Annotated in this window: 20 protein-coding genes and 2 pseudogenes; 18 read left to right on the forward strand and 4 right to left on the reverse strand. The window is 71.3% G+C overall.

Features of this window, described 5'->3' with window-relative positions; all coding sequences use genetic code 11:
- Positions 1-9: 9 nt before the first annotated feature.
- The 13 genes and pseudogenes from ACQ86M_RS05785 to ACQ86M_RS05845 all read left to right on the forward strand — a co-directional run bounded on the left by ACQ86M_RS05785 (position 10) and on the right by ACQ86M_RS05845 (position 16,358).
- Entirely contained in the window at positions 10-219 is a 210-nt protein-coding gene (locus tag ACQ86M_RS05785) for a hypothetical protein (protein ID WP_431247380.1), read from the forward strand.
- Positions 189-797 carry an FCD domain-containing protein gene (locus tag ACQ86M_RS05790; protein WP_431247853.1) on the forward strand — a complete coding sequence of 203 codons (609 nt, stop codon included), beginning with the start codon at positions 189-191 and terminating at the stop codon, positions 795-797. Before ACQ86M_RS05785 ends, ACQ86M_RS05790 begins: the two co-directional genes overlap by 31 nt.
- The gene (locus tag ACQ86M_RS05795) at positions 790-1,509 is read left to right on the forward strand and encodes a cache domain-containing protein (RefSeq protein ID WP_431247381.1); all 720 of its coding nucleotides are present in this window, start codon (positions 790-792) and stop codon (positions 1,507-1,509) included. The genes ACQ86M_RS05790 and ACQ86M_RS05795 overlap by 8 nt, the downstream gene beginning before the upstream one ends.
- 49 nt (positions 1,510-1,558) lie before the next feature.
- A pseudogene (locus ACQ86M_RS05800) lies at positions 1,559-2,545 on the forward strand (FHA domain-containing protein); the annotation flags it as partial.
- A gap of 172 nt (positions 2,546-2,717) precedes the next feature.
- The gene (locus ACQ86M_RS05805) at positions 2,718-3,554 is read left to right on the forward strand and encodes a PP2C family protein-serine/threonine phosphatase (protein ID WP_431247382.1); all 837 of its coding nucleotides are present in this window, start codon (positions 2,718-2,720) and stop codon (positions 3,552-3,554) included.
- Between the two features lie 140 nt (positions 3,555-3,694).
- Positions 3,695-5,125 carry a serine/threonine-protein kinase gene (locus ACQ86M_RS05810; RefSeq protein ID WP_431247383.1) on the forward strand — a complete coding sequence of 477 codons (1,431 nt, stop codon included), beginning with the start codon at positions 3,695-3,697 and terminating at the stop codon, positions 5,123-5,125.
- Positions 5,122-6,102 carry a hypothetical protein gene (locus ACQ86M_RS05815; RefSeq protein ID WP_431247384.1) on the forward strand — a complete coding sequence of 327 codons (981 nt, stop codon included), beginning with the start codon at positions 5,122-5,124 and terminating at the stop codon, positions 6,100-6,102. The genes ACQ86M_RS05810 and ACQ86M_RS05815 overlap by 4 nt, the downstream gene beginning before the upstream one ends.
- A 131-nt stretch (positions 6,103-6,233) precedes the next feature.
- A pseudogene (locus ACQ86M_RS05820) lies at positions 6,234-9,743 on the forward strand (Ig-like domain-containing protein); the annotation flags it as partial.
- A gap of 473 nt (positions 9,744-10,216) precedes the next feature.
- Positions 10,217-11,038 (forward strand): hypothetical protein, encoded by an 822-nt coding sequence (locus tag ACQ86M_RS05825; RefSeq protein WP_431247385.1) that lies wholly within the window; start codon positions 10,217-10,219, stop codon positions 11,036-11,038.
- A gap of 97 nt (positions 11,039-11,135) precedes the next feature.
- On the forward strand, positions 11,136-12,107 hold the full coding sequence (locus tag ACQ86M_RS05830; RefSeq protein WP_431247386.1) for an AAA family ATPase: 972 nt from the start codon (positions 11,136-11,138) through the stop codon (positions 12,105-12,107).
- Positions 12,104-13,444, forward strand: a complete 1,341-nt coding sequence (locus ACQ86M_RS05835; protein WP_431247387.1) for a DUF58 domain-containing protein — start codon at positions 12,104-12,106, stop codon at positions 13,442-13,444. The genes ACQ86M_RS05830 and ACQ86M_RS05835 overlap by 4 nt, the downstream gene beginning before the upstream one ends.
- The gene (locus tag ACQ86M_RS05840; protein ID WP_431247388.1) at positions 13,444-15,753 is read left to right on the forward strand and encodes a transglutaminaseTgpA domain-containing protein; all 2,310 of its coding nucleotides are present in this window, start codon (positions 13,444-13,446) and stop codon (positions 15,751-15,753) included. Before ACQ86M_RS05835 ends, ACQ86M_RS05840 begins: the two co-directional genes overlap by 1 nt.
- Complete coding sequence (locus ACQ86M_RS05845) at positions 15,750-16,358, forward strand: zinc-ribbon domain-containing protein (protein ID WP_431221152.1); 609 nt, start codon at positions 15,750-15,752, stop codon at positions 16,356-16,358. Before ACQ86M_RS05840 ends, ACQ86M_RS05845 begins: the two co-directional genes overlap by 4 nt.
- Positions 16,359-16,450: 92 nt before the next feature.
- Here ACQ86M_RS05845 and ald read toward each other — a convergent pair whose 3' ends face one another.
- Positions 16,451-17,566, reverse strand: coding sequence for an alanine dehydrogenase (ald, locus tag ACQ86M_RS05850; RefSeq protein ID WP_431247389.1), 1,116 nt, complete (start codon positions 17,564-17,566; stop codon positions 16,451-16,453).
- A gap of 381 nt (positions 17,567-17,947) precedes the next feature.
- On the opposite strand from ald, the gene ACQ86M_RS05855 reads away from it, so the two are divergent.
- From ACQ86M_RS05855 to ACQ86M_RS05870, 4 genes are read left to right on the forward strand one after another with little or no spacing between them, the layout of a single operon-like run.
- A complete protein-coding gene (locus tag ACQ86M_RS05855) occupies positions 17,948-19,162 on the forward strand; it encodes an ABC transporter substrate-binding protein (RefSeq protein ID WP_431247390.1) in 1,215 nt (404 codons plus the stop codon).
- Complete coding sequence (locus tag ACQ86M_RS05860) at positions 19,162-20,361, forward strand: ABC transporter ATP-binding protein (protein WP_431247391.1); 1,200 nt, start codon at positions 19,162-19,164, stop codon at positions 20,359-20,361. Before ACQ86M_RS05855 ends, ACQ86M_RS05860 begins: the two co-directional genes overlap by 1 nt.
- Entirely contained in the window at positions 20,361-21,281 is a 921-nt protein-coding gene (locus ACQ86M_RS05865) for an ABC transporter permease (protein WP_431221156.1), read from the forward strand. The genes ACQ86M_RS05860 and ACQ86M_RS05865 overlap by 1 nt, the downstream gene beginning before the upstream one ends.
- Complete coding sequence (locus tag ACQ86M_RS05870) at positions 21,278-22,129, forward strand: ABC transporter permease (protein WP_431247392.1); 852 nt, start codon at positions 21,278-21,280, stop codon at positions 22,127-22,129. The genes ACQ86M_RS05865 and ACQ86M_RS05870 overlap by 4 nt, the downstream gene beginning before the upstream one ends.
- Before the next feature lie 98 nt (positions 22,130-22,227).
- Here the strand turns inward: ACQ86M_RS05870 and ACQ86M_RS05875 are convergent, their stop codons facing one another.
- A complete protein-coding gene (locus ACQ86M_RS05875) occupies positions 22,228-23,226 on the reverse strand; it encodes an asparaginase (protein ID WP_431247393.1) in 999 nt (332 codons plus the stop codon).
- A gap of 14 nt (positions 23,227-23,240) precedes the next feature.
- Positions 23,241-24,602, reverse strand: coding sequence for a 4-aminobutyrate--2-oxoglutarate transaminase (gene gabT, locus ACQ86M_RS05880; protein WP_431247394.1), 1,362 nt, complete (start codon positions 24,600-24,602; stop codon positions 23,241-23,243).
- Between the two features lie 37 nt (positions 24,603-24,639).
- Here gabT and ACQ86M_RS05885 point away from each other — a divergent pair, with 37 nt between their 5' ends.
- Complete coding sequence (locus ACQ86M_RS05885; RefSeq protein WP_431221159.1) at positions 24,640-25,113, forward strand: OsmC family protein; 474 nt, start codon at positions 24,640-24,642, stop codon at positions 25,111-25,113.
- 143 nt (positions 25,114-25,256) lie between these two features.
- On the opposite strand, the gene ACQ86M_RS05890 is transcribed toward ACQ86M_RS05885, so the two are convergent.
- Complete coding sequence (locus ACQ86M_RS05890) at positions 25,257-26,015, reverse strand: lysophospholipid acyltransferase family protein (protein ID WP_431221160.1); 759 nt, start codon at positions 26,013-26,015, stop codon at positions 25,257-25,259.
- Between the last annotated feature and the right edge of the window lie 18 nt (positions 26,016-26,033).

Below are 26,033 nucleotides of genomic sequence, written 5' to 3' on the forward strand. Positions count from 1 at the left end.
CGTGGAGCCGTGACCAGCACCCCCGCCCGTGACGTGCCGCGCACCGCCCGCGCGGCGCCCGCCGCCCGCGACGCCGTCTTCGCGCAGCTCGCCGAGGCCGGGCGCGCCGAGCAGGTGGCGCGTCGGCTGGCCGATGCGATCGTGCTCGGCGTGCTGACGCCGGGGAGCGGCTGCCCAGCGAGGCCGAGCTGGCGCGCCGCTTCGGCGTCGCCCTCGTGACGACGCGCGAGGGGCTCGGGATACTGCGCCAGGCGGGCCTCGTCGAGACGCGCCGCGGGCGCGACGGCGGCAGCTTCGTGGTGCACCCCGGCGACGCGGACGACGCGCTGCTCACCACCCGGCTCCACGGCCTCTCGCAGGTCGAGCTCGGCGACCTGGCCGTCTACGTCACGGCGATCGCCGCGGGCTGCGCCGACCGCGCGGCCGAGCGGGCGACGCCCGCCGACGACGAGCGCCTGCGCGGCTGGCTCGACGCCGCCGACTTCTCGGCCGCACCGCAGGCGCGCCGCAACGCCGGCGGCTTCCTGCTCGAGCTCGCCGTGCTCAGCCAGTCCACCCGCCTGGTCCGCGAGCAGCTGCGTCTGCAGGCGGAGTTCGGCCCGCTGCTCTGGCTCGGGATGCGGGATGCGGCCCTCCGCGACACCGCGGCGGCCGCCACCCGCGCGATCGCGGACGCGGTGGCGGCGCGGGACGCGGCGACCGCCCGCGCCCAGGTGAGCGGCCTGCTCGACGGCGTCGCGCGCTGGCTGCTGGCGGCGAAGGCGCGGATCGAGACGGGAGGGACGATCGATGGCTGACCAGGCGCTGACCGACTCCGGCTCCGGCATCGATTCCGGCCTCCGGCTCGCCGCCGACCGCGTCGCGGAGCTCTTCGCGCGCATCCACGGCACCCTCGACCGCTGGCGGGAGTCCCTCCTCGCCGACGGCTCCGACGACGACCGCGTCGCCGCCCTCGTCCTCCCCGCCCTGGCGGAGGACGACCCCCTCCTGATCGGCGCCGGCTTCATCGCCGCACCCGACGCCCCCGACGGCGACCTCCGCTTCGCGTGGTGGCTGGGGCCGCTCGACGACAACCCGGTCTTCGGCGCCACTGCCGGGCCGTCGAAGCTCGACCTCGCCGCCCGCTCGTACGCCGAGTACCTGCGCGACTTCCGCTCGCTGGAGTGGTACCGCATCCCGCAGTCCACTCACCGGACCCACATCACCGGCCCGTACGTCGACCACCTCTGCGCCTGCGACTACATCGTCACGGTCACCTCGCCGGTCGAGTGCGACGGCCGGATGATCGGCGTCGTCGGCGTCGACGTCTACGTGAAGCGGCTGGAGCGGGAGCTGCTGCCCGGGATGCTCGCCGCCGGGCGTGCGCTGGCGCTCGTCAACGCGGACGGCCGGGTGATGGTCTCCACGGACCCGGGCGTCGTCGTCGGGTCCGTCGTGCCCGTGCCGGCGGATGCGGCGACGTGCGCCGGCACGCCGTTCCGGCTGGTGGTGACCGCCGCCGGTCGGTGAGCCCGTCGCGGTCGGGCTACACTCGCATCGACCACGAGAGGAGCCGACGATGACTGGCGGCTTCATCCGTTATGCCCCCACGGGCGGACCCTCGCGGTGGCTGCTCGTCGCCGGGCGCCGGTTCGTCGCGGCGGTCGAGAGCACGGTGTCCGACGACATCGTGGACGCGGTGTACTGGCTGGCCGACTCGGATCTCGCGACCATCGAGTCCGTGGTCGGCGCCTTCCCGCTCGCCGGACCCGACAGCGTCCGCTCGTTCGCGGTCGCCGAGCTGGCCGAGCCGAACGCCGCGGGCGAGGTCACGGTGACGGCGGTGGTGCGCGGATCCGCCGCGATCGACGTCTTCTCCGTCGGGGGCGCCCGGCGCTTCTCCGCCGCGGGCGTGCAGCCGTGGGTGCTCGCCGAGTTCCGCGCCGTCACCGGGCTGGTGCTGCAGGGCGACGACGCGGTGACCGGTCCGGTCGCACGGCTGGCGGTCGGATCGCTGCCGCTCGGGATCGGCGTGGCCGACGGCGAGCTGCTGACGTGGACGCTGAAGCCGATCGAGCGCGCGGAGCGGCGGCAGGCGCCCGCACTGCAGCCCGAGCCCGTAGCCGCCGGCGATGCCGTCACGGGCCCGGCCGCGGAGGAGACGATCATCCGCGACCGCAGCCGGAGCTCGAGCCTGTTCGCGCACGAGAGCCCGGGGGCCGGGGTGATTCCGCCCGACGCGCGTCCCGCCCCGCACGAGCTGCCCGGCGCCGTCGACATCGAGGAGCCGGCGCCCGCCCGGGAGCACGCGGAGCAGCCGCTGCTGTCGAGCGCAGCGGCCGCCGACGCGTTCCCGCCGACCGAGCCGGTCGTCGTCCCGCCGCCTCCCGCCACGTTCGCCGCACGCCTGCCCTCCGGTGAGGCCGTCGCCCTGGATACGCCCCTCCTGGTCGGCCGCCGGCCCGCACAGCAGCGGGTCGGCACCGACGTCGAGCCGCGCCTCGTGACGGTCGTCTCGCCGACGCAGGAGGTCTCGTCCACCCACGCCCGGATCGAGCAGTCGGGCGAGGCCGTCGTGGTGACGGACCTTCGCTCCACGAACGGCACGGTCGTGGCCGGTCCCGGCGGTTCCCGCCGGCTGCGGCCGGGGAGTCGGTCGTGGTGCTCGCCGGCGCGAGGGTGGAGATCGGCGACGGTAATATCATCGAGATCATCGCCCGACGAGACGAAGGACGCGAGTGACCCAGATCGGTCGCAGCAGCAGACGCCACACCGTGGCCGTCCCCGGCGACTCCGACGCGCGCATCAGCCTCTCCTGGGCGGCCCTCAGCGATACGGGCTACCGGCGCAGCGTCAACGAGGACAGCCTGCTCGCGCGCGCGCCCATCTTCGCCGTCGCGGACGGCATGGGCGGCCACACCGCCGGCGACTTCGCCAGCACGGCCGTGGTGACGCGGCTCGCCGAGAAGGTGAAGGCCGACTTCGTCGGAGAGGTCGCGCTCACCGAGGCGCTGCGAGCGGCGGTCGACGACATGGGCCGGGGCGTGGGGCACACCGACCTCGGCACCGGCACGACCGTCACCGGCATCGCCTTGACGCTGGTCGACGGATCGCCGTACTGGCTGGTGTTCAACATCGGCGACTCCCGGGTCTACAGCTACCGCGACGGCACCCTCGAGCAGCTGACGGTCGACCACTCGATCGTGCAGGAGTTGCTCGACGCCGGCGCGATCACGCCGGCCGAGGCCGAGGTGCACCCGCACAGCAACGTGATCACCCGTGCGGTGGGGTTCAACGAAGACCCGGTCCCGGACTACTTCCTCATCCCGATCGTCGCGGGCGCCCGGCTGCTGGTCTGCTCGGACGGCCTGACGAAGGAGCTCACCGAGCACGGCATCCGCTACTTCCTCGCCGAGGGCTCCTCCCCGCTGGATGCGGCGCAGCGGCTGATGGATGCGGCGCTCGGCAACGGCGGGCGAGACAACGTGACCGTCGTCGTGGTCGACGTGCTGGCGACCCCGGAGTCGGGTGCGCATCGCGACGGCGAGTCCCGGCGAGCAGCCCGCAGGCACTGAAACTGTCCCCCGACTTGGGGGTAATCGAGTTGTCCCCAGTGCGGGTCCGGCCCGGCTGACGGCCAGGGGCGGCTGCCTACAATTGTCAGACGCTTTTGCCACGGAGCGACACGCACAGCATCGACGAACGGGAGGAGCCGATGGCCCGGCGCTTGCCGTCCCAGCCGCCCAACCTCCCCGGCTTCTCGTACGTCCGGGTGCTCGGTTCCGGGGGCTTCGCCGACGTGTTCCTCTACGAACAGAACATGCCCCGCCGGCAGGTCGCCGTCAAGGTCATGCTGGCCGAGGTGGTCACCAGCCAGGTCAAGCAGATGTTCCAGGCCGAGGCCAACCTGATGGCCCAGCTGAGCACGCATCCGTCCATCCTCACCGTCTACCAGGCGAGTGTCTCGTCCGACGGCCGCCCGTACCTCGTGATGGAGCTCTGCTCAGCCGCGATCGGCCAGCGCTACCGCTCCGAGCCGCTCCCGGTGCCGGAGGTGCTCAGCATCGGCGTGCGCATCGCCAGCGCGGTCGAGACGGCCCACCGTGCGGGCGTGCTCCACCGCGACATCAAGCCCTCCAACATCCTGACCACGGCCTACGGGCACCCGGTGCTGAGCGACTTCGGCATCGCCGCCACGCTCAGCGAGGCCGACGTCACCGAGGCGATCGGCCTCTCGATCCCGTGGTCGGCGCCGGAGGTGCTGCTGGATGAGACCAGCGGCACGATCGCCAGTGAGGTCTGGTCGCTCGGCGCCACGATGTACTCGCTGCTGGCCGGGCGGTCGCCGTTCGAGGTGCCGGGCAAGGAGAACACGGCCGCCGAGCTCATCCAGCGCATCACCAAGAGCCGCCCGCTGCCGATCGGCCGGGCCGACGTTCCGCCGCGCCTCGAGCAGGTGCTCATGAAGTCGATGTCGCGCAAGCCGTCGCAGCGCCAGCGCAGCGCGCTCGAGTTCATCCGCGAGCTGCAGGCGGTGGAGGCGGAGCTCGGACTGCCGCAGACGCCGATCGAGGTGGCCATGGACGACTGGGCGCTGGCGACCGCCGGCGACCCGGAGGACCGCACGCGGGTGAAGGGCGTCGTGGCGGTCGACCCCGGCGCGCGCCGCCGTCGCCGTCGCGCCGCCCCCGCGTCCGCGACCGTGACGCGCGCTCCGACGCGGACCGTCGTGCGCGAGAGCATGGGCAGCGCGCAGTCGCCGCAGCAGGCGCCGCCGTCGAAGGCCTCGCGGGCGCTGGTCGTCTCGCTGATCGCCTGCGCCGCGCTCGTCGTGGTGCTGGCCGTGACGGCCTCCGTCGTGCTCGTCCGCGCCGGAGCCAGCGGCGACATCCCGACGGTTCGCGACCTCAGCGGCCGCGTCACCGGCAGCACGATCGTGTTCAGCTGGAGCGACCCCGGGCTGCAAGAGGGCGACACCTACCAGGTGACCGTGCAGGACCAGCCGCCGAGCAGTCAGCACGCCACCGAGTTCCGGGTGGATGCGAAGCCCGGTCAGACCGTCTGCGTCACCGTCACGGTCAACCGCGACGGCAAGACCGGAACGCCGAGCGGCCAGAAGTGCGTCCAGAGGACGGACGGGACGTGACCGTGCTCGCGCGTCTCGGGGCGTGGCTCGCCGCGCACAAGTCCCTCGCGGCGACGGCCGTGAGCGGCACGGCGGTGGCCGCCCTCGTGACGACGCTCGCCGTGGTCTCTGGCGGCTACAGCGCGCAGCACCTTCAGCTCAACGACGCAGCGGTGTGGGTCGCGAGCGACGCCAAGAAGTCGCTCGGCCGGGCGAACACCGAGATCGACAAGCTCAACTCGGTGGTGGCGGGCACCGGCGAGGCGCTGGATGTGGTCCAGGACGGCGCGGATGTGCTCCTCGTCGACCGCGAGGCCAACACGGTGGCCGTCGTCGACCCGGCGAAGGCGGAGGCCGGCAAGTCGGTCGCCCTGCCCCCGCGGTCCCCGCAGGTGTCGCTCGCCGGCTCGCACGTCGCCCTGCTCTCGCGGGCCACCGGGCAGGTGTGGCTGACCACCGTCCAGCAGCTCGACTCCTTCAACTCCGGCTCGGCGCCGACCATCGATCTCGGCGGCCGGGCGGTGTCGGCGCTCGATCCCTCCGGTGTGCTGTTCGCCTACCAGCCGACGACCCGCACGCTGGTGCGCGTCGACCTGAACGCCGCCGAGCCGTCCACGACGACGACCAAGGTGGCGGCGCGGGGCGACGGCCAGAACGTCTCCCTCACCTCCGTCGGGGGCCACTGGGCGCTGCTCGACCCCGACCAGCGGACGCTCTGGGTGGACGGGCGCGCGGTGTCGCTCTCGTCTGTGCTGTCCGAGAGCGCCGAGCCCGTGCTGCAGCAGCCGTCGGCGAGCGGTGACGCGGTGTGGCTGGCCACGGGCAGCGGTCTCGTGCGGGTGCCGCTCGACGGCGGGCGGCCGACGCGGCCGCTCACCGGGGTGAGCGGGTCGCCCGCCGCCCCGGCCACGGTCGACGGGTGCACGTACGCCGCCTGGAGCGGCGGCGCGGTCTGGCGCTCGTGCGGCGCGTCGGGCGCGGGGAGCGCACGACGCTGAAAGACGTGCCGGCCTCGGCGGCGCTGGCCTTCCGGGTCAACGGCAGCCGCGTGGTCCTCAACGACAGCCGTTCCGGCGTGGCCTGGGCGGTGCAGCGCGACAACACGCGCATCGACAACTGGGACGAGCTGGTGTCGAAGAAGTCGACGCAGGAGCTCGTCAACCAGACCAAGCAGGACACGGCGCCGCAGTACGAGAAGCAGGAGCAGCCTCCGGTCGCCGTCGACGACTCCTTCGGCGCGCGCCCCGGACGCGTCACCCCGCTGCCCGTGCTGCTCAACGACTACGACCCCAACGGGGACGTGCTCACCATCGACTCCTTCACGGGCGTCCCGGCCTCCCAGGGGACGCTCCAGCTGACCAACGCCGATCAGCAGCTCCAGATCTCGCTGCCGGAGACGGCGACCGGCGAGATCCGGTTCGACTACACGATCTCCGACGGCCGCGGCGGAACCGCGACCGCCCACGTGACCGTCGCCGTCCGCTCGGCATCGGAGAACGCAGCGCCGGTCTGCGTGCGCAACGCCAAGGCGGTCGTGCAGTCCGGCGGCCGCGTCTCCGCGGCCGTGCTCGGCGACTGCTACGACCCGGACGGGGACTCGTTCTACCTGTCGGGGGCCTCCATCCCCGCTCCGGACACCGCCACGTTCACCCCGCAGGGGCAGGTCGCCTACTCCGACCACGGCGACGGCGCCGGCGTAAAGGATGTGGCGCTCACCCTCTCCGACGGACGCGCGGAGTCCGCCGGGCTGCTCGCCGTGACCGTCCGCCCGCCCGGGCAGGTGCCGATCATCGCCGACCCCTTCGCCGTGCTGGCCTACCAGGGCCAGGAGGTGACGGTCGCGCCGCTCGACCACGTGCGCGGAGGCAACGGAACGGTCCGCCTGAGCACGGTCCCGACCAAGGCCGACGCCACGATCACGCCCGACTACCAGGGAGGCACCTTCCGCTTCGAGTCGGACCAGGCCGGCACGCACAACATCGAGTACTCGGTGACCGACGGCGTGATCACGGCGACCGGCGTCGTCCGCGTCGAGGTGAAGGCGCCGCCCGGGGCCAAGACCGCGCCGATCGCCGTGCCGCACACCGCGTTCATCCGCGAGCAGTCCTCGCAGGATGTCGACGTGCTGTCGACCGACATCGACCCGTCCGGCGGCGTGCTCCTGGTGACCGGCGCCACCGAACCGGCGGCCGCCACCGGGGTGCGCGTGCAGGTGCTGCAGCAGCGCACGCTCCGGGTGACCCTCAGCCGTCCACTGGAAGGGCCGGTGGACTTCCACTACCGGCTCAGCAACGGCCTCGCCGAGACCGTCGGAACGGTGACGGTGGTGCAGCTGCCGCCGCTGACCGTGCACCAGCCGCCGATCGCCGCCCCCGACTCGGTCGCGGTGCGCGTGCACGACGTGGTCGACATCCCGGTGCTCGCCAACGACGTGCAGCCCGACGGCGACAAGCTGACGCTCGATCCGACCCTGGCGACCCCGTTGCCGAACGGCGCCGGGCTCCTCTTCGTGAGCGGCGATCACCTGCGCTATCTGGCGCCCTCGAAGCCGGGCAACTACACCGCCGCCTACAAGGTCTACGGAGCCGACGGGCAGTGGGCGACCGCCGAGGTGACGATCGCGGTGCGCGAGCGCGACGCCGCGACGAACAACCCGCCCGTGCCGAAGACCGTGACCGCACGCGTGCTCGCGGGCGACACCGTCCGCATCACGGTGCCGCTCTCCGGCATCGACCCCGACGGCGACTCCGTGCAGTTCATCGGGCAGGAGACCAACCCGCAGAAGGGCGCCGTGATCGCCTCCGGCCCCGACTGGATGGACTTCCAGGCGGGCGACTACGCCGCCGGCACCGACACCTTCACCTATGCGGTGGTGGATGCGCTGGGCGCGCGGGCGACCGGCACCGTGCGCGTCGGCATCGCCGCCCGGGTCGAGGGGGCGCGCAACCCGATCGCGGTCGAGGACGACGTCACGGCCCGCCCGGGCCGGACGCTCAGCGTGCAGGTGCTCGCCAACGACAGCGACCCCGACGGCAGCCCGCTCACCGTGACGGCGGTGTCGTCGCTCGACGGCAAGGCCCGGGCGAAGATCAGCGGCGACCTGGTCACCGTCACGGCACCCAAGACGCAGGGCTCCTACGGATTCCTCTACACCATCCAGAACCAGCGCGGCGGGACGAGTCAGGCCTTCCTCCGGCTGACGGTCGACGAGAAGGCGCCGCCTGCCCGGCCCGTGGTGTCGGACACGACGCTCGGCCTCTCCGACATCCTCGGCAAGGACCGGGTCGACGTGAACGTGCTGGCCAACGTGTTCTTCGCCGACGGGCCGGTCGGAAGCCTCAAGCTGTCGCTCGTCCCGGGCTACGGGACCGGCGCCCAGGTGACCGACGCCAAACGCCTGCGGATCACGATCGGCGCGAAGAGCCAGATCGTGCCGTTCCGCGTCGCCAACCCGGAGGACGCCTCCGTGGTCGCCTACGGTTTCGTCCACGTGCCGGGCTACGACGACGCCCTGCCGCAGCTCAAGCGGGGCGCGCCCAAGCTGACCGTGGTCAGCGAGAAGACGCTCACCATCCACCTCAACGACTACATCGTCGCGGTCGGCGGCCGGAAGGTGCGGCTCACCGACGCCGCCACCGTGCGGGCCACCCACGCCAACGGCGACGACCTCGTGTCCGGCAACGACACTCTCCAGTTCACCTCGTCACCGCGGTACTTCGGGCCGGCCTCCATCTCGTTCCAGGTCACGGACGGCTCCGGTGCGAACGACCCCTCCGGCAACGTCGCGACGATCGTGCTGCCGATCGAGGTCACCCCGCGCGAGAACCAGCCGCCGGTCTTCACGGGCGCGCTCATCGACTTCGAGCCCGGCCAGACCAAGACGATCGACCTCACCAAGGTGACCTCGTACCCGTACGCCAAGGACCAGGCCGAGCTGGTGTACTCCATCCAGAACCCGCGTCCGCAGGGCGTGACGGCATCCATCGACGGTCAGAAGCTCACGGTGACCGTTGCGACGGGCACGCCGAAGGGCGCCACGCCGTCCCTCTCCATCGGCGTCAAGGATGCGGTCAACGCCGGGCAGGCGGGGCGGATCGACATCTCCGTCGTGCCGTCGACGCGGCCGCTCGCGAGCCCGCAGCCCGACCAGGTGATCGCCCCGCGCGGACAGACCACCACGGTGGATGTGCTGGCGAACGACCAGGCGACCAACCCGTTCCCGGGCAAGCCGCTGCGGGTGGTCGCCGTCCGGGGGCTCGGCAGCGGGCTGCCGGACGGGCTCACCATCACGCCGAGCAGCGACAACGCGCGGCTGCAGGTCGCCGTGTCCGCGACGGCCGCGCCCGCCGACACCACCCTGCAGTACGAGGTCGCCGACGCGACCGGCGACCCCGACCGCTACACCTGGGGCACGGTGACGGTCTCGGTCCAGGATCGCCCCGCGCCCGTCTCCAACGTGCAGATCGGGACGATCGCCGACCGCAGCCTCACCCTCAGCTGGATCCCCGGAGCGTTCAACAACTCGCCGATCACCGGCTTCGAGGTGACCATGGCGAACGCCACGACCGGACAGGTGATCTCCACGACGCCGTGCGCCACGACGACCTGCGCGATCACCACGCCGGGCAACGGTCCGGCGAACGCGGTGACGTTCACGGTGCGTGCGCGGAACGCTCTCGGACTCTCCGACCCGACGGCGTACGCCGAGCCGGCCTGGTCGGACGTCATCCCGAACGCCCCGTCAGCGCTCTCCGCGTCTCCGCTCGACCAGGGGCTCCGGATCATGTGGACGAAGCCGGCGGACGCTCCCGGCGCGAGCCCCATCACGTCGTACGTCGTCACGCTCGGCGGCGTGACCAGCGCGCTGCAGGTCTCCGGCTCCGACCCGGTCGGCACCGCCTACGCCCTCAACATCACCGACCCGGGCATCGCGAACGGCGCCGCCATCGGGTTCACGGTCTCGTCGCGGAACCAGTTCTATCAGGGCCGGACGACGTGGAATCAGAGTCAGGGAGCGGCGTCCCCGCGGGCGCTCCGGTCACGACGGGTGTCTCACCGGTGGCGACGCCGGACACCAGCGCGGGCACCAGCGCGACCCTCACCTGGTCGAACGTGTTCGGCGCCAACGGCAAGGCCATCACCGACTACTACGTCGGCGTCTTCCAGGGCGCCAACCCGACGGTCTGCCGGGTCACCGGCGTCGAGACCGGGCAGCCTGCGCTCAGCACCAGCGGACTCCGGCGCGTGCAGGGCGGCAGCGCGAGCTTCAGCGGGCTGAGCCCCAACCAGACCTACGACTTCATCGTCTACGCGTACAACGGTCAGGGGTGCACGCCCGCGACCGTGGTCAGCGCCACCCCGCGGCAGTCGCCGGGCGACGTCACCGGGATCGCGGTGGGCCAGCGGGTCCGCAGCAGCGACGGTCTCACCGCCGACTTCCCGGTGACGATCTCTTACCGAGCAGGAGGCGGGGCGAACCCCACGTTCGACTACCAGTTGCTCAACGGCACGGCCGTCGTCGACTCGGGCACGCTGTCCGGGACCAGCGGGGTGCTGACCGGATCCGGCGGAAACCACTACGGCGTCCCGCTCACCGTGAAGATCACCCGGGTCTGCGAGTCGTACCCGGACGGGTCGTCGCTCTGCACCGCGCAGAACGCCACGCAGGCCCTCGGGGTGGCCGTGGACCTCGAGATCGGCGGCGCGCGGTTCGACCCCGCGAGCCACGTCTTCACCTGGACCAGCTGGCCGACCGGCGCCTACGACGCGGTCACCTACAGCTGCGACGGGACGACGCAGCTGCCGATGCCCGCGGCGGGGGAGACGGCCACGTGCACCGCTCCGGCGGACGACCCGGCGCCGAAGCTGACGGTCACCGTCGTCTCCGGAGCCGACACGTACAGCCAGGACTACCCGGGATCGGCGATGCCATGATCTCCGGACGCCATACTGAGGTGAGCCGCGCACCGCGGCGCACCCTTCCTTCCCTGCGGCCGACCCGGCCGCGCCCCGAACCGAAAGAGGCCGGAGCATGACGATGACCCCCGAGCAGGCCGGCTGGTTCTCCGGAGTCTTCGATCGCCTCGTCGGGAACATCGACCGTGTGCTGCTCGGCAAGACCCACGTGATCCGCCTGGCGCTCACCGCGCTGTTCAGCGAGGGCCACCTGCTGCTGGAGGACTTCCCCGGCACCGGCAAGACGTCGCTCGCGCGCGCGATCGCCGAGAGCGTGCGCGGCACGACCAACCGCGTCCAGTTCACCCCCGACCTCCTGCCCGGGGACATCACCGGCGTCAACATCTACGATCAGCGCTCGGGCGCGTTCGAGTTCCACCGCGGACCCGTGTTCGCCAACATCGTGCTGGCGGACGAGATCAACCGCGCCAGCCCCAAGACGCAGTCGGCGCTGCTCGAGGTCATGGAGGAGCAGCAGGTCACGGTCGACGGCGTCCGCCACTCCGTCGGTGCGCCGTTCATGGTCATTGCGACACAGAACCCGATCGAGCAGGCCGGCACCTACCGGCTTCCGGAGGCGCAGCTCGACCGGTTCCTGATGAAGGCGTCGATCGGCTACCCGGACCACGAGGCGACCCTGCGCATCCTCGAGGGCTCGGAGCGGCGCGCGCACGAGGTCGTCGTGCCCGAGGTGATCTCGGCGGCGACCGTCGTCGAGATGGCGGCCATGGCGCGCGGGGTGCATGTCGACCCGACGATCAACGACTACATCTCCCGGCTGGTCGAGGCCAGCCGGACGGCGGACGAGATCCGCCTCGGCGTCAGCGTGCGCGGCGCCCTCGCGCTGCTGCGGGCGGCGAAGACGCTCGCGGCCGCCTCCGGCCGGTACTACGTCACGCCCGACGACGTGAAGGCCCTCGCCGAGCCCGTGCTGGCCCACCGCCTGGTACTCGACCCGGAGGCCGAGTTCGAGGGCGTCAGCGCGTCCAGCATCGTCGGGCAGCTGCTCATCGAGACGCCGCCGCCGAGCGATCGGGCCGCCGTGTGACCACCGTCACCCGTGCGCAGACCGAGCTGACCAACGCGCGCGCCCGCATCGTGGGCGAACGCGAGGGCTTCCTCGCGGATGCGATCGTGTGGATCGTGCGCACCTCGTCCACGGCCGGACGCACCGTCGCCGTGCTGGCGCGCCGGGTCGGCGCCGTGGTCACCGCGCTCGGCTGGTCGATGCTCCTGGTGGCGATCCTGGCGCTCACCGCGGGCTACGTCTGGGGCTGGATCGAGGCGGTCGTCGTGGGGTGGGCCGCCGTGGTCCTCCTGGTCGTCGCCTCCGGGTACCTCATCGGCCGAACCGCCTACGACGTCGGGCTCTCGCTCCCGGCGAACCGCGTCGTCGTCGGCGACCGCGCTCCCGGCGAGGTGGCGGTGCGCAACCCGCTGCGGCGGAGGCTGCCGGGCGTCCGCGTGGAGGTGCCGGTCGGCCTGGGCCTGGCGGAGTTCGCCGCCCCGTCGCTGGCGCCCGCGGAGGAGCACTCCGACGTCTTCGTCGTCCCCACCACGCGCCGCGGGATCGTGCCGATCGGGCCCGTCCGCACGGTGCGCGCCGACCCGATCGGACTGCTGCGGCGCGAGGTGGTCTGGGCCGACTCCCTCGACCTCTTCGTGCATCCGCGCACCATCACCGTACCGAGCATGAGCACCGGCTTCGTGCGCGACCTCGAGGGGTCACCGACCCGCGACCTGACGGCGAGCGACATCGCCTTCCACGCGCTGCGCGAGTACGTCCCCGGAGACGAGCGCCGCTACATCCACTGGAAGTCGACCGCCAAGACCGGCAGCTACATGGTGCGCCAGTTCGAGGAGACCCGGCGCAGCCACCTGCTCGTGGCGCTGAGTCTCTCGGCCGCCGACTACGCGACCGAGGAGGAGTTCGAGCTGGCGGTCAGCGTCACCGGGTCGCTCGGCGTCCGGGCGATGCTCGACTCGCGCACCGTCTCGGTGGTCGCGAGCGCGGAGACGCCGGAGTTCGCCAAGCGGATGCTGTTCAGCGCCCGCCGGCTGAGCACGGTGAACCGCGGGAGGCTGCTGGACGACCTCGCCGGGGTCGAGACCGCCGAGTCCGCCCTCCGCCTGCCCGAGCTCGCGCAGGTCGCGTCGGAGGACTCGGCCGGGGTCTCCATCGCGTTCCTGGTGTGCGGATCCACCCCGACGGCCGCGCAGCTGCGTGCCGCCGCGGCGCACTTCCCGCTGGGGGTGGATGTCGTGGCCATCGTCTGCGACGAGGGCGCCGTGCCGTCGCTCCGACGGGTGTCGGACCTGAGCGTGCTGACCATCGGCTACCTGGAGGACCTCCAGCGCAGCCTCGCGAAACGGCTGGCCACCTGATGGCCGCCCGTCGCACCCCGGGCGCCCTGTTCGACGTCGTCTTCGCCCTCGGGGCCGTCGCCCTGGGCGCATGGTCGTTCTGGCCGGTGTACCAGTCGCCGGCGTTCGTCCTGATGCTCACGGTGACGCTCCTCGCGGGCACCCTCATCGCCGTCGCGGGATGGGCGTGGCGCCTGCCCAGCATCGTGATCGCGGCGCTCATCGTGGTCGCCTACCTCGGCCTCGGCGTGCAGCTCGCCGTGCCGTCCGAGGCCTCCGCAGGCGGACTGCTGCCCACCGCGGCCGGGTTCATCGATCTCGTCCAGGGCACCTGGCTGAGCTGGAAGCAGCTCGTGACGATCAGCGTTCCGGTCGGCTCGTACCAGGCGCTGCTCGTGCCCGCGTTCCTGCTGACGCTGCTGGCGACCGTGCTGACCGTCTCGATCGCGCTCCGGTCGTCCCGGCCGGAGCTCGCGGCCATCCCGCCGGTGCTGCTCGTGGTCGCCGGGATCCTGCTCGGGTCGTCGGTCGCGCCGGTCCCGCTGCTGCTGCTCCTGACGCTCTTCGTCGTGCTCCTCGCCTGGCTGATCCGGTTCCGGCTGCGGCGGCGCTCCGCGGCGATCCGCACCCTGCGGGAGCAGAGCGGGCTGCTCGTCGAGTCGCGGCGGGAGCGCCGGTCCACCGCGCTGCTGACCGTCGCGGGCGCCACCGTCATGCTGGTGGCCGCCTCGGCGGGAGGGATCGCGGCCGCTGCCCTGCTGCCGCCGCGCGGCGACCGGGAGGTGGTCCGCACCGCGGTCGAGCAGCCGTTCGACCCGCGCGACTACCCGAGCCCGCTCAGCGGGTTCCGCTCGTACCTCCAACCGGACCGAGCCGACCAGCCGATGCTCAGCGTCGTCGGGCTGCCCGCCGACCGGCGTCTGCGGATCGCGACCCTGGACACCTACGACGGCGTCACCTATGCGGTGGGCAGCGACGGGACGACGAGCGCGTCGGGGTCCTTCACGCGCGTCCCGTACCGCCTCGACCAGGGCGCGACGAAGGGCAGGCGCACATCGACCACGGTGGTGGTGCGGGACTACCGCGGCCCCTGGCTGCCCGGAAGCGGTCAGCTGGAGCAGGTGGAGTTCCGCGGCGCGAACGCGGGCGCCCTCTCCGGAGCGTTCTTCTACAACGACATCACCGGCACGGGAGCGGTCACCACCGCTCTGCACAGCGGCGACAGCTACACCGAGGAGTCGGTGGTCAAGCCGAAGCTGACGGCGTCCCAGCTCGAGAAGGTGCAGCCGGGTACGGACTCGGTGCCGCGTCCCACCGTCATCCCCGACGAGCTGCAGTCGGCGCTGCAGAAGTACACCGCCGGGGTGTCGGGCGCGGGGCCGAAGCTCGCGGCGGCGCTCCGCGGACTGGCGCAGGACGGGTACATCAGCCACGGGATCGGCCCCAACGAGCCGGCCAGCCGGTCGGGTCACGGCGCCGATCGCATCACGGAGCTGCTCACCGACGTGCCGATGCTCGGCGACCAGGAGCAGTACGCCGTCACGGCGGCGCTGATGGCGCGGCAGCTCGGCTTCCCGGCGCGCGTCGTCGTCGGATTCGTCGCTCCGAAGGACACCACGGCGTCGGCGGTGACCTTCACCGGCTCCGACATCTCGGCGTGGATCGAGGTGCAGACGAACACGGGATGGGTCACCGTCGACCCGAACCCGCCGCTCCGTCCCGTGCCGCCGAAGCAGCCCGACCAGCCGACGCAGATCTCGCGGCCGCAGACCAACGTGCAGCCTCCGGTCGACGACAACCCCCAGCGCAACGACGAACCGCCGCAGGCGCAGGTCGACCCGTCCACTCAGCCGAAGCCGAACCCGGCGCTGGAGACTCTGCTCGCGGTGCTGAGCGTCGTCGGATGGACGCTGCTCGTCCTCGCGCTCGTCGCGTCGCCCTTCCTGGCGGTTCTGGCGGCGAAGTGGCGGCGCCGTGCACTCCGCCGGCGCGCACCCACGGCACGCGAGCGGATCGTCGGCGGGTGGCGCGAGTTCGCCGACGCGGCGGTCGACCACGGCTACGACCCGCCGCCGGCGGCGACCCGGGTGGAGTTCGCCGGCACCATCGGCGGTTCGCGTGCGAACGCGCTCGCGAAGGTCGCCGACCGGGCGACCTTCAGCGGCGTGGCGCCGACGCCGGCGGAGGCCGAGTCGGTCTGGAAGGCGGTCGACGACCTGCGGGGGCAGCTCGCGAAGCGCGACACGCGCTGGAAGCGGCTGCTCGCGGCGGTCTCCCTGCGGTCCCTCGGCTACCGTGGAAGGCGAACCGGAAAGGGGCGGACCCGATGAACTGTCGCGTGTGCGGAGCGGAGCTCGCCGAAGGGACGCTGTTCTGCCCGATGTGCGGCAGCTCGGTCACGTCGTCGCGGCTGCGTGCCCCCGAAGTGGCGGACTCGCGGCCCTCCGACACGTCGATCATCTCCGAGCGGGTCGCCGAACGTCCGCCGGCGCCGGCCGTCGCTGGTCGGTTCCCGGACGCGCTGGAGCTGGATGAGGACGGCCTCCCGCCGACCCAGGCCCTGACGATCGTCCCGGTCGAGGTGGCCCCGCCCGCCCGTCCCGCCGCGCAGCGTGCGTTCACCCTCAGCTTCTCGACGGGCGACGTCGTCGAGGTCGCCGGGTCCGGTCTCGTCGGCCGCCGCCCGATCACGCAACCGGGGGAGCACATCGACCAGCTGGTCGTGGTCTCCGACCCCACGCGCAGCGTCTCCAAGACGCACCTCGAGTTCGGGCTCGAGGGCGACGAGCTCTGGATCTGCGACCGCTACTCCGGCAACGGTACGGTCGCGCATCCTCTCGGCGGAGTCGCCCGCCAGTGCGAGGCCGGCCGCCGCTACCGCGTCACCCGCGGCACGCGCGTCGAGATCGGCGACCAGTGGTTCGACGTCTCCTGACGCGTCCCACCCACCGTCGAGTCCGCGAAGTTTGCACACCAGACAGGGTCTGAGCGTGCAAAGTTCGCGGACTCGATGTAGGGGTGCGAAGCTCAGGCGAGGGCGGACTCGACGGTGACGGAGTCGAGGCCGTGGGCGGAGGCCACACCCTCGTTGGTGACGCTGCCGGCGTGCACGTTGAGGCCGAGGGCGAGCGACGCGTCCGCACGGAGCGCCTCCTGCCAGCCGCGGTTCGCGATCGCACGCGCATAAGGGAGGGTCGCGTTCGTCAGCGCGTAGGTGGAGGTGTGGGGGACCGCGCCCGGCATGTTCGCCACGCAGTAGAACACCGACTGGTGCACGGTGAACGTGGGGTCGGCGTGCGTGGTCGGGTGCGAGTCCTCGAAGCAGCCGCCCTGGTCGACCGCGATGTCGACGAGCACGCTGCCCGCCTTCATCCGCGACACCATCTCGTTGGTGACCAGCTTGGGCGCCTTCGCTCCCGGCACCAGCACTGAGCCGATCACCAGGTCGGAGGCGACGACCGCCTTGTCGATCTCGAAGCTGTTCGACGCGATCGTCTTGATGCGGCCGGCGTACAGGGCGTCGAGCTCGCGCAGGCGCTGGATGTTCGTGTCGAGCACCGTGACCTCGGCGCCGAGGCCGACGGCGACCGAGATCGCGTTCGTCCCGGCGACACCGCCGCCGAGCACCGTGACGACCGCCGGGTGCGTGCCGGGGACGCCGGGCACCAGAAGGCCCGGACCGCCGTTCGGCTTCAGCATCGTGTTGGCGCCGACGATCGGGGCGAGACGACCGGCGACCTCGCTCATCGGGGCGAGCAGCGGCAGCGCGCGCGTGGGCAGCTGCACCGTCTCGTACGCGATGGCGGTGACGCCACCGTCGATCAGGGCGCGGGTGAGCGCCTCGTCGGCGGCGAGGTGCAGGTAGGTGAAGAGCACGAGGCCCTGACGGAAGTAGCCGTACTCGCTCTCGATCGGTTCCTTGACCTTCAGGATGAGGTCGCCGGCCGCCCAGGTCGCCGCAGCGTCGGGGAGGATCGTCGCACCGGCTCCGGCGTACAGCTCGTCCGGGATGGAGGAGCCCACGCCTGCGCCGGACTCGACGAAGACCTCGTGTCCTGCGCCGACCAGGTCGTGCACGCCGGCGGGTGTGATCGCCACCCGGAACTCGTTGTTCTTGATCTCGCGGGGGATCGCGACCTTCATGGGGCTCCTTCGACACTCGACATGTGGTTCGGTCTCACCATAGCGGGGTTCACGGAGGATATCGATGGCAATTCCGTCATTCGAAGACTGATTTCGCGGATGGATGGGGTTCCAGCAGACGGTTTCCGCACCCGATCCCCTGGCGGAAGCCGCCCCGTACAGGGTGAGAGCCCTAGGACGACGAGTCTGCGGTTTCCCGGCCGTTTCGACCGATCCGGCACGGATTTCGTAAAGATTGTGTTTCCGAATGGAGCATCCGACCATTTTCTGGTGCGGATCGCCACGGTTGTGTGTCAGGATCGGTCCACCGCGACGGCACGAGGGCGTGCCGCCGATGAGCCGTCGCCCGTGGTCCGTGTTCGATCCCCAAGGAGCACCACAGTGAAACCGAGCAACCTCCCGCAAGACCCGATGATCCGTCAGCTCGTGCAGTCGGCGCGGGCGTCGCAACTGACACGGCGCGGAATCGTCGCCGGCGCCGGGGCCGGCGCCGCCGCCCTCGCACTGGCCGCCTGCTCCACCGGGGGAGCATCCTCCAAGCCCACCGCCGCCAAGGACAACTCCGCGTCCGACAAGACGCTCACCTGGGCGAACTGGCAGGCCTACCTCGACCAGGACGACGCGGGCAAGTACCCGACGCTCGAGGCGTTCGAGAAGCAGAGCGGCATCAAGGTCAAGTACGACGTCGCCGTCGACGACAACAACACCTACTACGCGAAGGTGAAGGACCAGCTCAAGCTCGGCAAGGACATCGGCGCCGACACCGTGTGCCTGACCGACTGGATGATCGCCCGCTGGATCCGCCTCGGCTACGTGCAGCCGTTCGACGACTCGGCCATCCCGAACAAGAAGAATCTCGTCTCGAACCTGCAGAACGTCGACTTCGACCCGGGCCGCAAGAAGTCCCTGCCCTGGCAGAGCGGCTTCGCCGGCATCTGCTGGAACAAGGAGAAGCTGCCCAAGGGCCTCAAGTCGGTCGACGACCTGTGGAGCTCCGACCTCAAGGGCAAGGTCGGCGTGCTCAGCGAGATGCGCGACACCATGGGCCTCATCCTGCTGCAGCAGGGCGTCGACATCTCGAAGGAGTTCAGCGACGCCGACTTCAACAAGGGCATCGACACCCTCACGAAGCATGTGAGCGACGGGCAGATCCGAAACATCAAGGGCAACTCGTACCTCAACGACCTCAAGTCGGGCGACACCCTCGCCGCGATCTGCTGGTCGGGCGACATCACCCAGCTCAACGCCGAGGCCGGCGACAACTGGCAGTTCGCCATCCCGGAGGCCGGAGGCACCCTGTGGAGCGACAACTTCGTGATCCCGATCGGGTCGCCGCGCAAGGCGAACGCCGAGAAGCTGATCGACTACTACTACCAGCCCGAGGTCGCGGCCGAGGTGGCGGCGTGGGTCAACTACATCACGCCCGTCCAGGGAGCGAAGGAGGCGGCCGTGAAGATCGACCCGAAGCTCGCCGACAACCAGCTGATCTTCCCCGATGAGGAGACGCTGTCGAAGGTCAAGGTCTTCCGCACGCTGACGCCTGTGGAGGAGCAGAAGTACCAGGCGGCGCTCCAGAAGGTGATCCTGGGGGCCTGATGCCGAAGGGAGTGTTCGCCGAGTCCGGCGCGGATCTGCGCCTGGACGGCATCAAGAAGCGGTTCCCGGGGTTCACGGCCATCGAGCAGCTCGACCTCACCATCCCCGCCGGGTCGTTCTTCGCCCTCCTCGGGCCGAGCGGATGCGGCAAGACGACCACGCTGCGGCTGGTCGCCGGGCTGGAGGAGCCGACCGAGGGGCGCATCCTGATCGGCGGTGAGGATGTGACGCGCACCAAGCCGTTCCAGCGTCCGGTCAACACCGTGTTCCAGAGCTACGCGCTGTTCCCGCACATGACGATCCTCGAGAACGTCGCGTTCGGGCTGCGCCGCCGCAAGATCGGCGACCCGGTGGCGAAGGCCCACGAGGCACTGCGGCTGGTGGAGCTCGACCACCTGGCCGCGCGCCGCCCGGCGCAGCTGTCCGGAGGCCAGCAGCAGCGCGTCGCCCTGGCGCGCGCCGTCGTCAACCGTCCGGCGCTGCTGCTGCTCGACGAGCCGCTCGGCGCCCTCGACCTGAAGCTGCGCCGGCAGATGCAGCTGGAGCTGAAGTCCATCCAGACGGAGGTCGGCCTCACCTTCGTGCACGTGACGCACGACCAGGAGGAGGCCATGACCATGGCCGACACGGTCGCCGTCATGAACAAAGGGCGGATCGAGCAGATGGGGTCGCCCGAGATCCTGTACGAGCTGCCGTCGACCGTGTTCGTGGCGAACTTCCTCGGCCAGTCGAACCTGTTCGCCGGTCCGGTGAAGGACGTCGGGGCGGACACGCTCGGCGTCGACGTCGGGGGAGAGCGCATCCAGGTGCCCCGGTCGCGTGCCCAGCGCACGAGCGGTTTCGTCACCGTCGGCGTCCGCCCCGAGAAGCTGACGCTGCACCCGGACCCGTCGACCATCCCGTCCGGCGCGAACCGCCTGGGACCGGGCCGGGTGACGGATGTGTCGTTCAGCGGCGTGAGCACCCAGTACCTGGTCGACATGCCGGCCCTCGGCACGGTCGTCGTCTTCGCGCAGAACACCGCGAGTGGGCCGGTCGCGGCGCTCGGCGCGGAGGTCTGGGTCGCCTGGGACGCGGGCCACACCTTCGTGCTCGCCGACGAGCCGCCCGCCGACGGACGCTTCGTCGACGATGCGGATACGCAGGCGATCGCGGCGCAGGCGCGCGAGCGGATGCTGACGGAGCTGGAGGAGGCGTAATGGCCCTCGCCGCATTCACGGGGGCGCCGCCGACCACGGAGCAGGAGCCCGCGGTCCGCCGCAAGAGCGGGATCGCGCTGGTCCTGCTCCTGCCCGGCGTGCTCTACCTCGTCCTGTTCTTCCTCACGCCGCTGGTCTCGCTGATCATCACGTCGTTCCAGGCGCCGGTCGTCGACGGCGACATCGGGCAGTACCAGACCGCGTTCCAGTGGCAGAACTACACCGACTCGATCGCGCAGTACTGGCCGCAGATCCTCCGGTCGTTCGGGTACGCCCTCATCGCGACCGCCGCCGCGCTCGTCATCAGCTACCCGTTGGCGTACTTCATCGGCGTGAAGATGCGCGGCCGTCCGCTGGCCCAGAACCTGCTCATGACGCTGGTGATCGCGCCGTTCTTCATCAGCTTCCTGCTGCGGACGCTGGCCTGGAAGGCCATCCTCAGCGACGACGGCTGGATCGCGAGCTCGCTCAAGGCGATCTCGGTGCTGCCGCCGGACGCGCACATCACCGGGACGCCGTTCTCGGTCATCTTCGGACTGACGTACAACTTCATCCCGTTCATGTGCCTCCCGCTGTACTCCACTCTGGAGCGTCTGGACACGCGGCTGCTGGAGGCGGGACAGGATCTGTACGCGAGCCCGTGGACGACGTTCCGCAAGGTGACGATCCCGCTCTCGATGCCCGGCATCGTCTCCGGGACGCTGCTGACGTTCATCCCCGCGGCCGGCGACTACATCAACGCGTCGCAGGACTTCTTGGGCGCCGCGGACACCTCGATGATGGGTAACGTCATCGAGAGCAACTTCCTGGTGCTGCAGAACTACCCGGCCGCGGCATCGATGTCGGTCATCCTGATGGCGGTCATCCTCGTCATCGTCGGCGCGTACGTGCGCAGGAGCGGGACGGAGGAGCTGCTGTGACCGAGATGGCGACGATCACCGACACCACCACGCCACCGAGCGCGGCCAGAGGCAGGCGCCGATTCAAGGGCTTCGGCCTCGGCGTCTACGCCTTCCTCGCCCTCACGTTCCTGCTCATCCCGATCGTCTACACGTTCGTGTTCTCGTTCAACGACGCGATCAAGAACAACATCGCGTGGCGCGGCTTCACGCTGCGCAACTGGACGAATGTGTGCGACGCCGCGGGCATCTGCGACGCGTTCATGGCGAGCATCATCATCGGCCTCATCTCGACCGTCATCGCGACGGCGCTCGGCACGATGATCGCGATCGCGCTGATGCGCTACCGCTTCCGATTCCGGTCGCAGACGAGCCTGCTGCTGTTCCTGCCGATGGCGAGCCCGGAGGTCGTGCTCGGCGCCGGCCTCGCGGCCCAGTTCCTCAGCCTCGGCGTGAACAAGGGCTTTGGGACGATCATCATCGCGCACGTGATGTTCTGCATCAGCTTCGTCGTGGTGACGGTGAAGGCGCGCGTCGCATCCCTCGACCCTGCGCTCGAGGAGGCGGGACGCGACCTGTACGGGTCGCCGAACGCGGTGTTCTGGCGCATCACGTTCCCGCTGCTGCTCCCCGGCATCCTGTCGGCGGCGCTGCTGTCGTTCTCGCTGAGCTTCGACGACTTCATCATCACGAACTTCAACGCGGGAGCCGTGACGACGTTCCCGATGTACATCTACATCGCGGCGTCCCGCGGCATCCCGGCGCAGGCCAACGTGATCGCCAGCGCGGTCTTCATCCTGACGCTGCTCGTGGTGCTGATCTCGCAGCTGACCGCCGCCGCCCGCGCGAAACGCCTCGCCCGCCAGTAGCCCCGACCCTCCGGCGCCCCCAAGCCAACAATTCCTGAGTTCTTCGGGTCCTACGCCGCTCGGCGCCCGAAAAACTCAGGAATTGTTGGCTGGGGCGGTCAGTACGAGGCGCGGATCTCGCCCACGGGCTCGCCGCGGCCGAGGACGGCCAGGTCGAGCAGCGGAGCCACGCGATCGACGTCGGAGTGCGAGAGCGCGCCGGCGTCGGCGAGCAGGCGCAGGGCGACGATGGATGCGGCCCGCAGGCTCCCGTCGAGGATCTTCAGCGTGACGGTGGTGCCGTCGGGCGCGGCCATGACCATGACGCCCTCGGCGCCGCCCTTCGCGAAGACGCCCAGCTCGTCGATCACCACGGTGTTGGCGCGGCCCGGCCCGTCGATCGCCCAGCCGTCGGCCAGCACGGCGTTCTTCAGCAGCGCCGCGTTGCGGAACAGCGCGAACGGCGAGCCGTCGGACGCGGTGGCGATGCGCTGGATGCCGCGGGCGAGCGCGACGAGGGACATCGCGTGGACAGGAGCACCGCATCCATCGACGCCGGTCGCGACGACCTTCTCTCCGGTGAGCCGCTCGATCGTGTCGCGGATGTGCTGCTGCATCGGATGCGTCGGGTCGAGGTAGCTGTCGATCGGCCAGCCGTTCACCCGGCAGGCCACGAGCATCGCGGCGTGCTTGCCCGAGCAGTTCATGAACAGCGGATGCTTGTGCTCGCCCGCACGCACCAGCTCGTCGCGCGCCGCGGTGTCCAGCGGCCAGTCGGCTGGGCAGCGCAGGGCGTCGTCCGTCAGCTGCCCCTGCGCGAGGAGGGAGCGCACGACGGAGAGGTGCGCCGGCGTGCCCGCGTGGCTCGCCGTGGCGAGCACGGCGCGGGCGCCCTCGAGCGGGACACCGGCGCCCATGACCGCGACGGCCTGGAACGGCTTCATGCTCGATCGCGGGAACACCGGGCGCTCCGGCGCCCCGAGGCTCCGGACGACGGCGCCGTCGGGCCCCAGCACGACGGCCGAGCCGGCGTGCCGCGACTCGACGAAGCCGCTGCGCTCGACGACGGCCAGCTCGACCGATTCGTCGACGGAGAACACCTCAGCGGTTGTGGTCACGGCGTTCCCGTCGCTCACAGGGCAGCGATGGCGTCGTCGATCACCGACACGGCATCCGCGATGAGCTCGTCCGACACCGCGAGGCTCGGCAGGAAGCGGAGGACGTTGCCCCACGTGCCGGCGTTCAGGAACAGAACGCCCTGCTGCGCGGCCGCCGCGACGATCGCGTTGACCGCCTCCGGGTTCGGCTCCTTGGTGGTCTGGGCGGTTCCCGGCTTGACGAGCTCGACCGCGATCATCGCGCCGACTCCGCGGACGTCGCCGATGATGTCGTACTTCTGCTGCAGCTTCTCGAGCGCGGGCTTGAGGGCGGCCTGGATGCGCTGCCCCTCCGCGAGCAGATCGTTGCGCTCGATCGTCTCGAACACCGCGATCGCGGCAGCGGCGGCGACCGGGTTGCCGCCGAAGGTTCCGCCGAGCCCGCCGGGCTGCGCGGAGTCCATGATCTCGGCGCGGCCGGTGACGGCGGCGAGGGGGAGCCCGCCCGCGATGCCCTTGGCGCTGAGGACGAGGTCGGGCACGACCCCGAAGTGCTCGCTGGCGTAGTACGCGCCGGTGCGGGCCATGCCGCTCTGGATCTCATCCGCGATGAAGACGACGCCGTTGGCCGTGCACCACTCCTGCAGCGCGGCCAGGTACCCCTCGGCGGGGACGATGAAGCCGCCCTCGCCCTGGATGGGCTCGGCGACGAGGCAGGCGAGGTCGGACGCGCCGACGACCTTCTCCAGGTAGGCGATGGTGCGGGCGGCCGCTTCGGCCCCGGTCAGGCCGTCGCGGTAGGGGTACGAGTTGGGGGCGTGGTAGACGTCGCCGGCGAACGGGCCGAAGCCGGTCGCGTACGGCATGGCCTTGTAGTTCATGGCCATCGTGAGGTTGGTGCGGCCGTGGTAGGCGTGGTCCAGCACCGCGACGGCGCGGCGGCCGGTGAACTTGCGGGCGATCTTCACGCCGTTCTCGACGGCCTCCGCGCCGGAGTTCACCAGCACGGTCTTCTTGGCGTGGTCGCCGGGGGTGTGCTCGGCGAGCAGCTCGGCGACGCGCACGTACTCCTCGTACGGGGTGATCGTGAACAGCGTGTGGATGACGTCCTGCAGCTGCCCGGCGGCCGCCTCGACGACGGCGGTCTCGGTGTGGCCGACCGTGGTCACGCCGATGCCGGCGCCGAAGTCGACGAACTGGTTTCCGTCCACATCCACCAGGATCGCGCCGTTCGCGCGGGCGATGTACACCGGCAGAGCGGAGGAGACGCCGGTCGGCACGACGGCCAGGCGGCGCTCGTGCAGCTCCTGCGACTTGGGGCCGGGGACGGCGGTGACGATGCGGCGTTCTTGTGGAACGGAGTAGACGGGCGCGGGGGTGCTCACGGTGTCAGTCATGGTGATCCGAGTCTAGCCGCGGTGCGAGAATCGGAGGATGAAGCTCGAGCACGCGTATGCGATCGACCTGCAGTGGACCGGCAACCGCGGCACGGGGACCAGCGGCTACAAGGCGTACGGCCGCGACCACGTCGTGAGCGCCGAAGGCAAGCACTCGATCGAGGGGTCCGCCGACCGCGTGTTCTTCGGCGACCGCGACCGCTGGAACCCCGAGGAGCTGCTGCTGGCCGCGCTGGCGCAGTGCCACATGCTGAGCTACCTGGCGGAGGCGGCCGGCGCGGGCGTCGTGGTGGTCGGCTACACGGATGCCGCGACCGGAACCATGGAGCAGACCGGCAACGGCGGCGGGCACTTCACCGAGGTGACGCTCCGCCCGCGGGTGACGATCGCCGACCCGGCGCAGGCCGAGCTCGCCGCATCCCTCCACGCCCCCGCCTCGGAGAAGTGCTTCATCGCCGCGAGCGTCAACTTCCCGGTCCGTCACGCACCCGAGCTGCTCACCCTCGCCTGAGCCCCGGCCGCGCCCGACCCGACTCCGCCCACCGTCGAGTCCGCGATGATTGCACGGCCCGGCGGCGTGTCGCGTGCAAAGTTCGCGGACTCGATGGTGGGGGCGCGCCGGAGCGAGCGGATGAGCGGATGCGCGAGTGCGGGCTAGAGGCGCTCGGGGCGCAGGGCGCGCTTCATACGCTCGACCGTGCTCGTGGGCGGCGCCTCGTTGTAGACGCCGGCCAGCTCCTGCCCGGTGAGCCCGTGGATGGCCGCCATGATCGCATCGGTCGCCTGACGGCGGGCGCGCCCCGAGTCGGCGGGGCCGAAGTGCGAGAGGTCCAGCGGCTCGCCGAACGTCACCGTGATCCGGTGCGGTTTCGGGAACTTCGCGCCGACGGGCTGCATCTTGTCCGTCCCGACCAGGCCGACCGGCACGACGACGGCGCCGGTCGTGAGCGCCAGCCAGCCGATGCCGGTGCGTCCCTTGTACAGGCGCCCGTCGAGCGAGCGGGTCCCCTCGGGGTAGAGCGCGAAGGCCGCGCCCGTGTCGATGATCTTGCGGGACTGGTCGAGGGCCTCCTGCGCCGCAGCCCCCGCCCCGCGCTTCACGCCGACCGCGCCGATGGCCGTGAAGAAGGCGCGGGAGACGCGTCCCTTCAGGCCCGTCCCCTCGAAGTAGCTCGACTTCGCCAGGAACTGCACGCGCCGGGGCGCCGTCATCGGGATCACGACCGAGTCGATGAACGACAGGTGATTGCTGGCGAGGATGACCTTGCCGTGCTTCGGGACGTTGCGCTTGCCGATCACGCGCGGCCGGTAGACCAGCTTCAGCAGCGGAGCCATGAGGATGCGGCCGGCGAAGTACAGGGCGCCGGGCCTCTGCACCTCGGCGACATCATCGTCGGGCTGGTCGATGCTCATCCTTACGAGGTTAAGCGG

This window comes from Leifsonia xyli subsp. cynodontis (assembly GCF_050632205.1).
Taxonomy (GTDB): Bacteria; Actinomycetota; Actinomycetes; order Actinomycetales; family Microbacteriaceae; genus Leifsonia; species Leifsonia xyli_D.

What these genes read in the sequence shown, in the direction of transcription:
- ACQ86M_RS05795 (WP_431247381.1), top strand. Translation starts at nt 790, where the DNA reads ATGGCTGACCAGGCGCTGACCGACTCCGGCTCCGGCATCGATTCCGGC.
- ACQ86M_RS05810 (WP_431247383.1), top strand. Translation starts at nt 3,695, where the DNA reads ATGGCCCGGCGCTTGCCGTCCCAGCCGCCCAACCTCCCCGGCTTCTCG.
- ACQ86M_RS05830 (WP_431247386.1), top strand. Translation starts at nt 11,136, where the DNA reads ATGACGATGACCCCCGAGCAGGCCGGCTGGTTCTCCGGAGTCTTCGAT.
- ACQ86M_RS05840 (WP_431247388.1), top strand. Translation starts at nt 13,444, where the DNA reads ATGGCCGCCCGTCGCACCCCGGGCGCCCTGTTCGACGTCGTCTTCGCC.
- ACQ86M_RS05845 (WP_431221152.1), top strand. Translation starts at nt 15,750, where the DNA reads ATGAACTGTCGCGTGTGCGGAGCGGAGCTCGCCGAAGGGACGCTGTTC.
- ald (WP_431247389.1), bottom strand. Translation starts at nt 17,566, where the DNA reads ATGAAGGTCGCGATCCCCCGCGAGATCAAGAACAACGAGTTCCGGGTG.
- ACQ86M_RS05860 (WP_431247391.1), top strand. Translation starts at nt 19,162, where the DNA reads ATGCCGAAGGGAGTGTTCGCCGAGTCCGGCGCGGATCTGCGCCTGGAC.
- ACQ86M_RS05865 (WP_431221156.1), top strand. Translation starts at nt 20,361, where the DNA reads ATGGCCCTCGCCGCATTCACGGGGGCGCCGCCGACCACGGAGCAGGAG.
- gabT (WP_431247394.1), bottom strand. Translation starts at nt 24,602, where the DNA reads ATGACTGACACCGTGAGCACCCCCGCGCCCGTCTACTCCGTTCCACAA.
- ACQ86M_RS05885 (WP_431221159.1), top strand. Translation starts at nt 24,640, where the DNA reads ATGAAGCTCGAGCACGCGTATGCGATCGACCTGCAGTGGACCGGCAAC.
- ACQ86M_RS05890 (WP_431221160.1), bottom strand. Translation starts at nt 26,015, where the DNA reads ATGAGCATCGACCAGCCCGACGATGATGTCGCCGAGGTGCAGAGGCCC.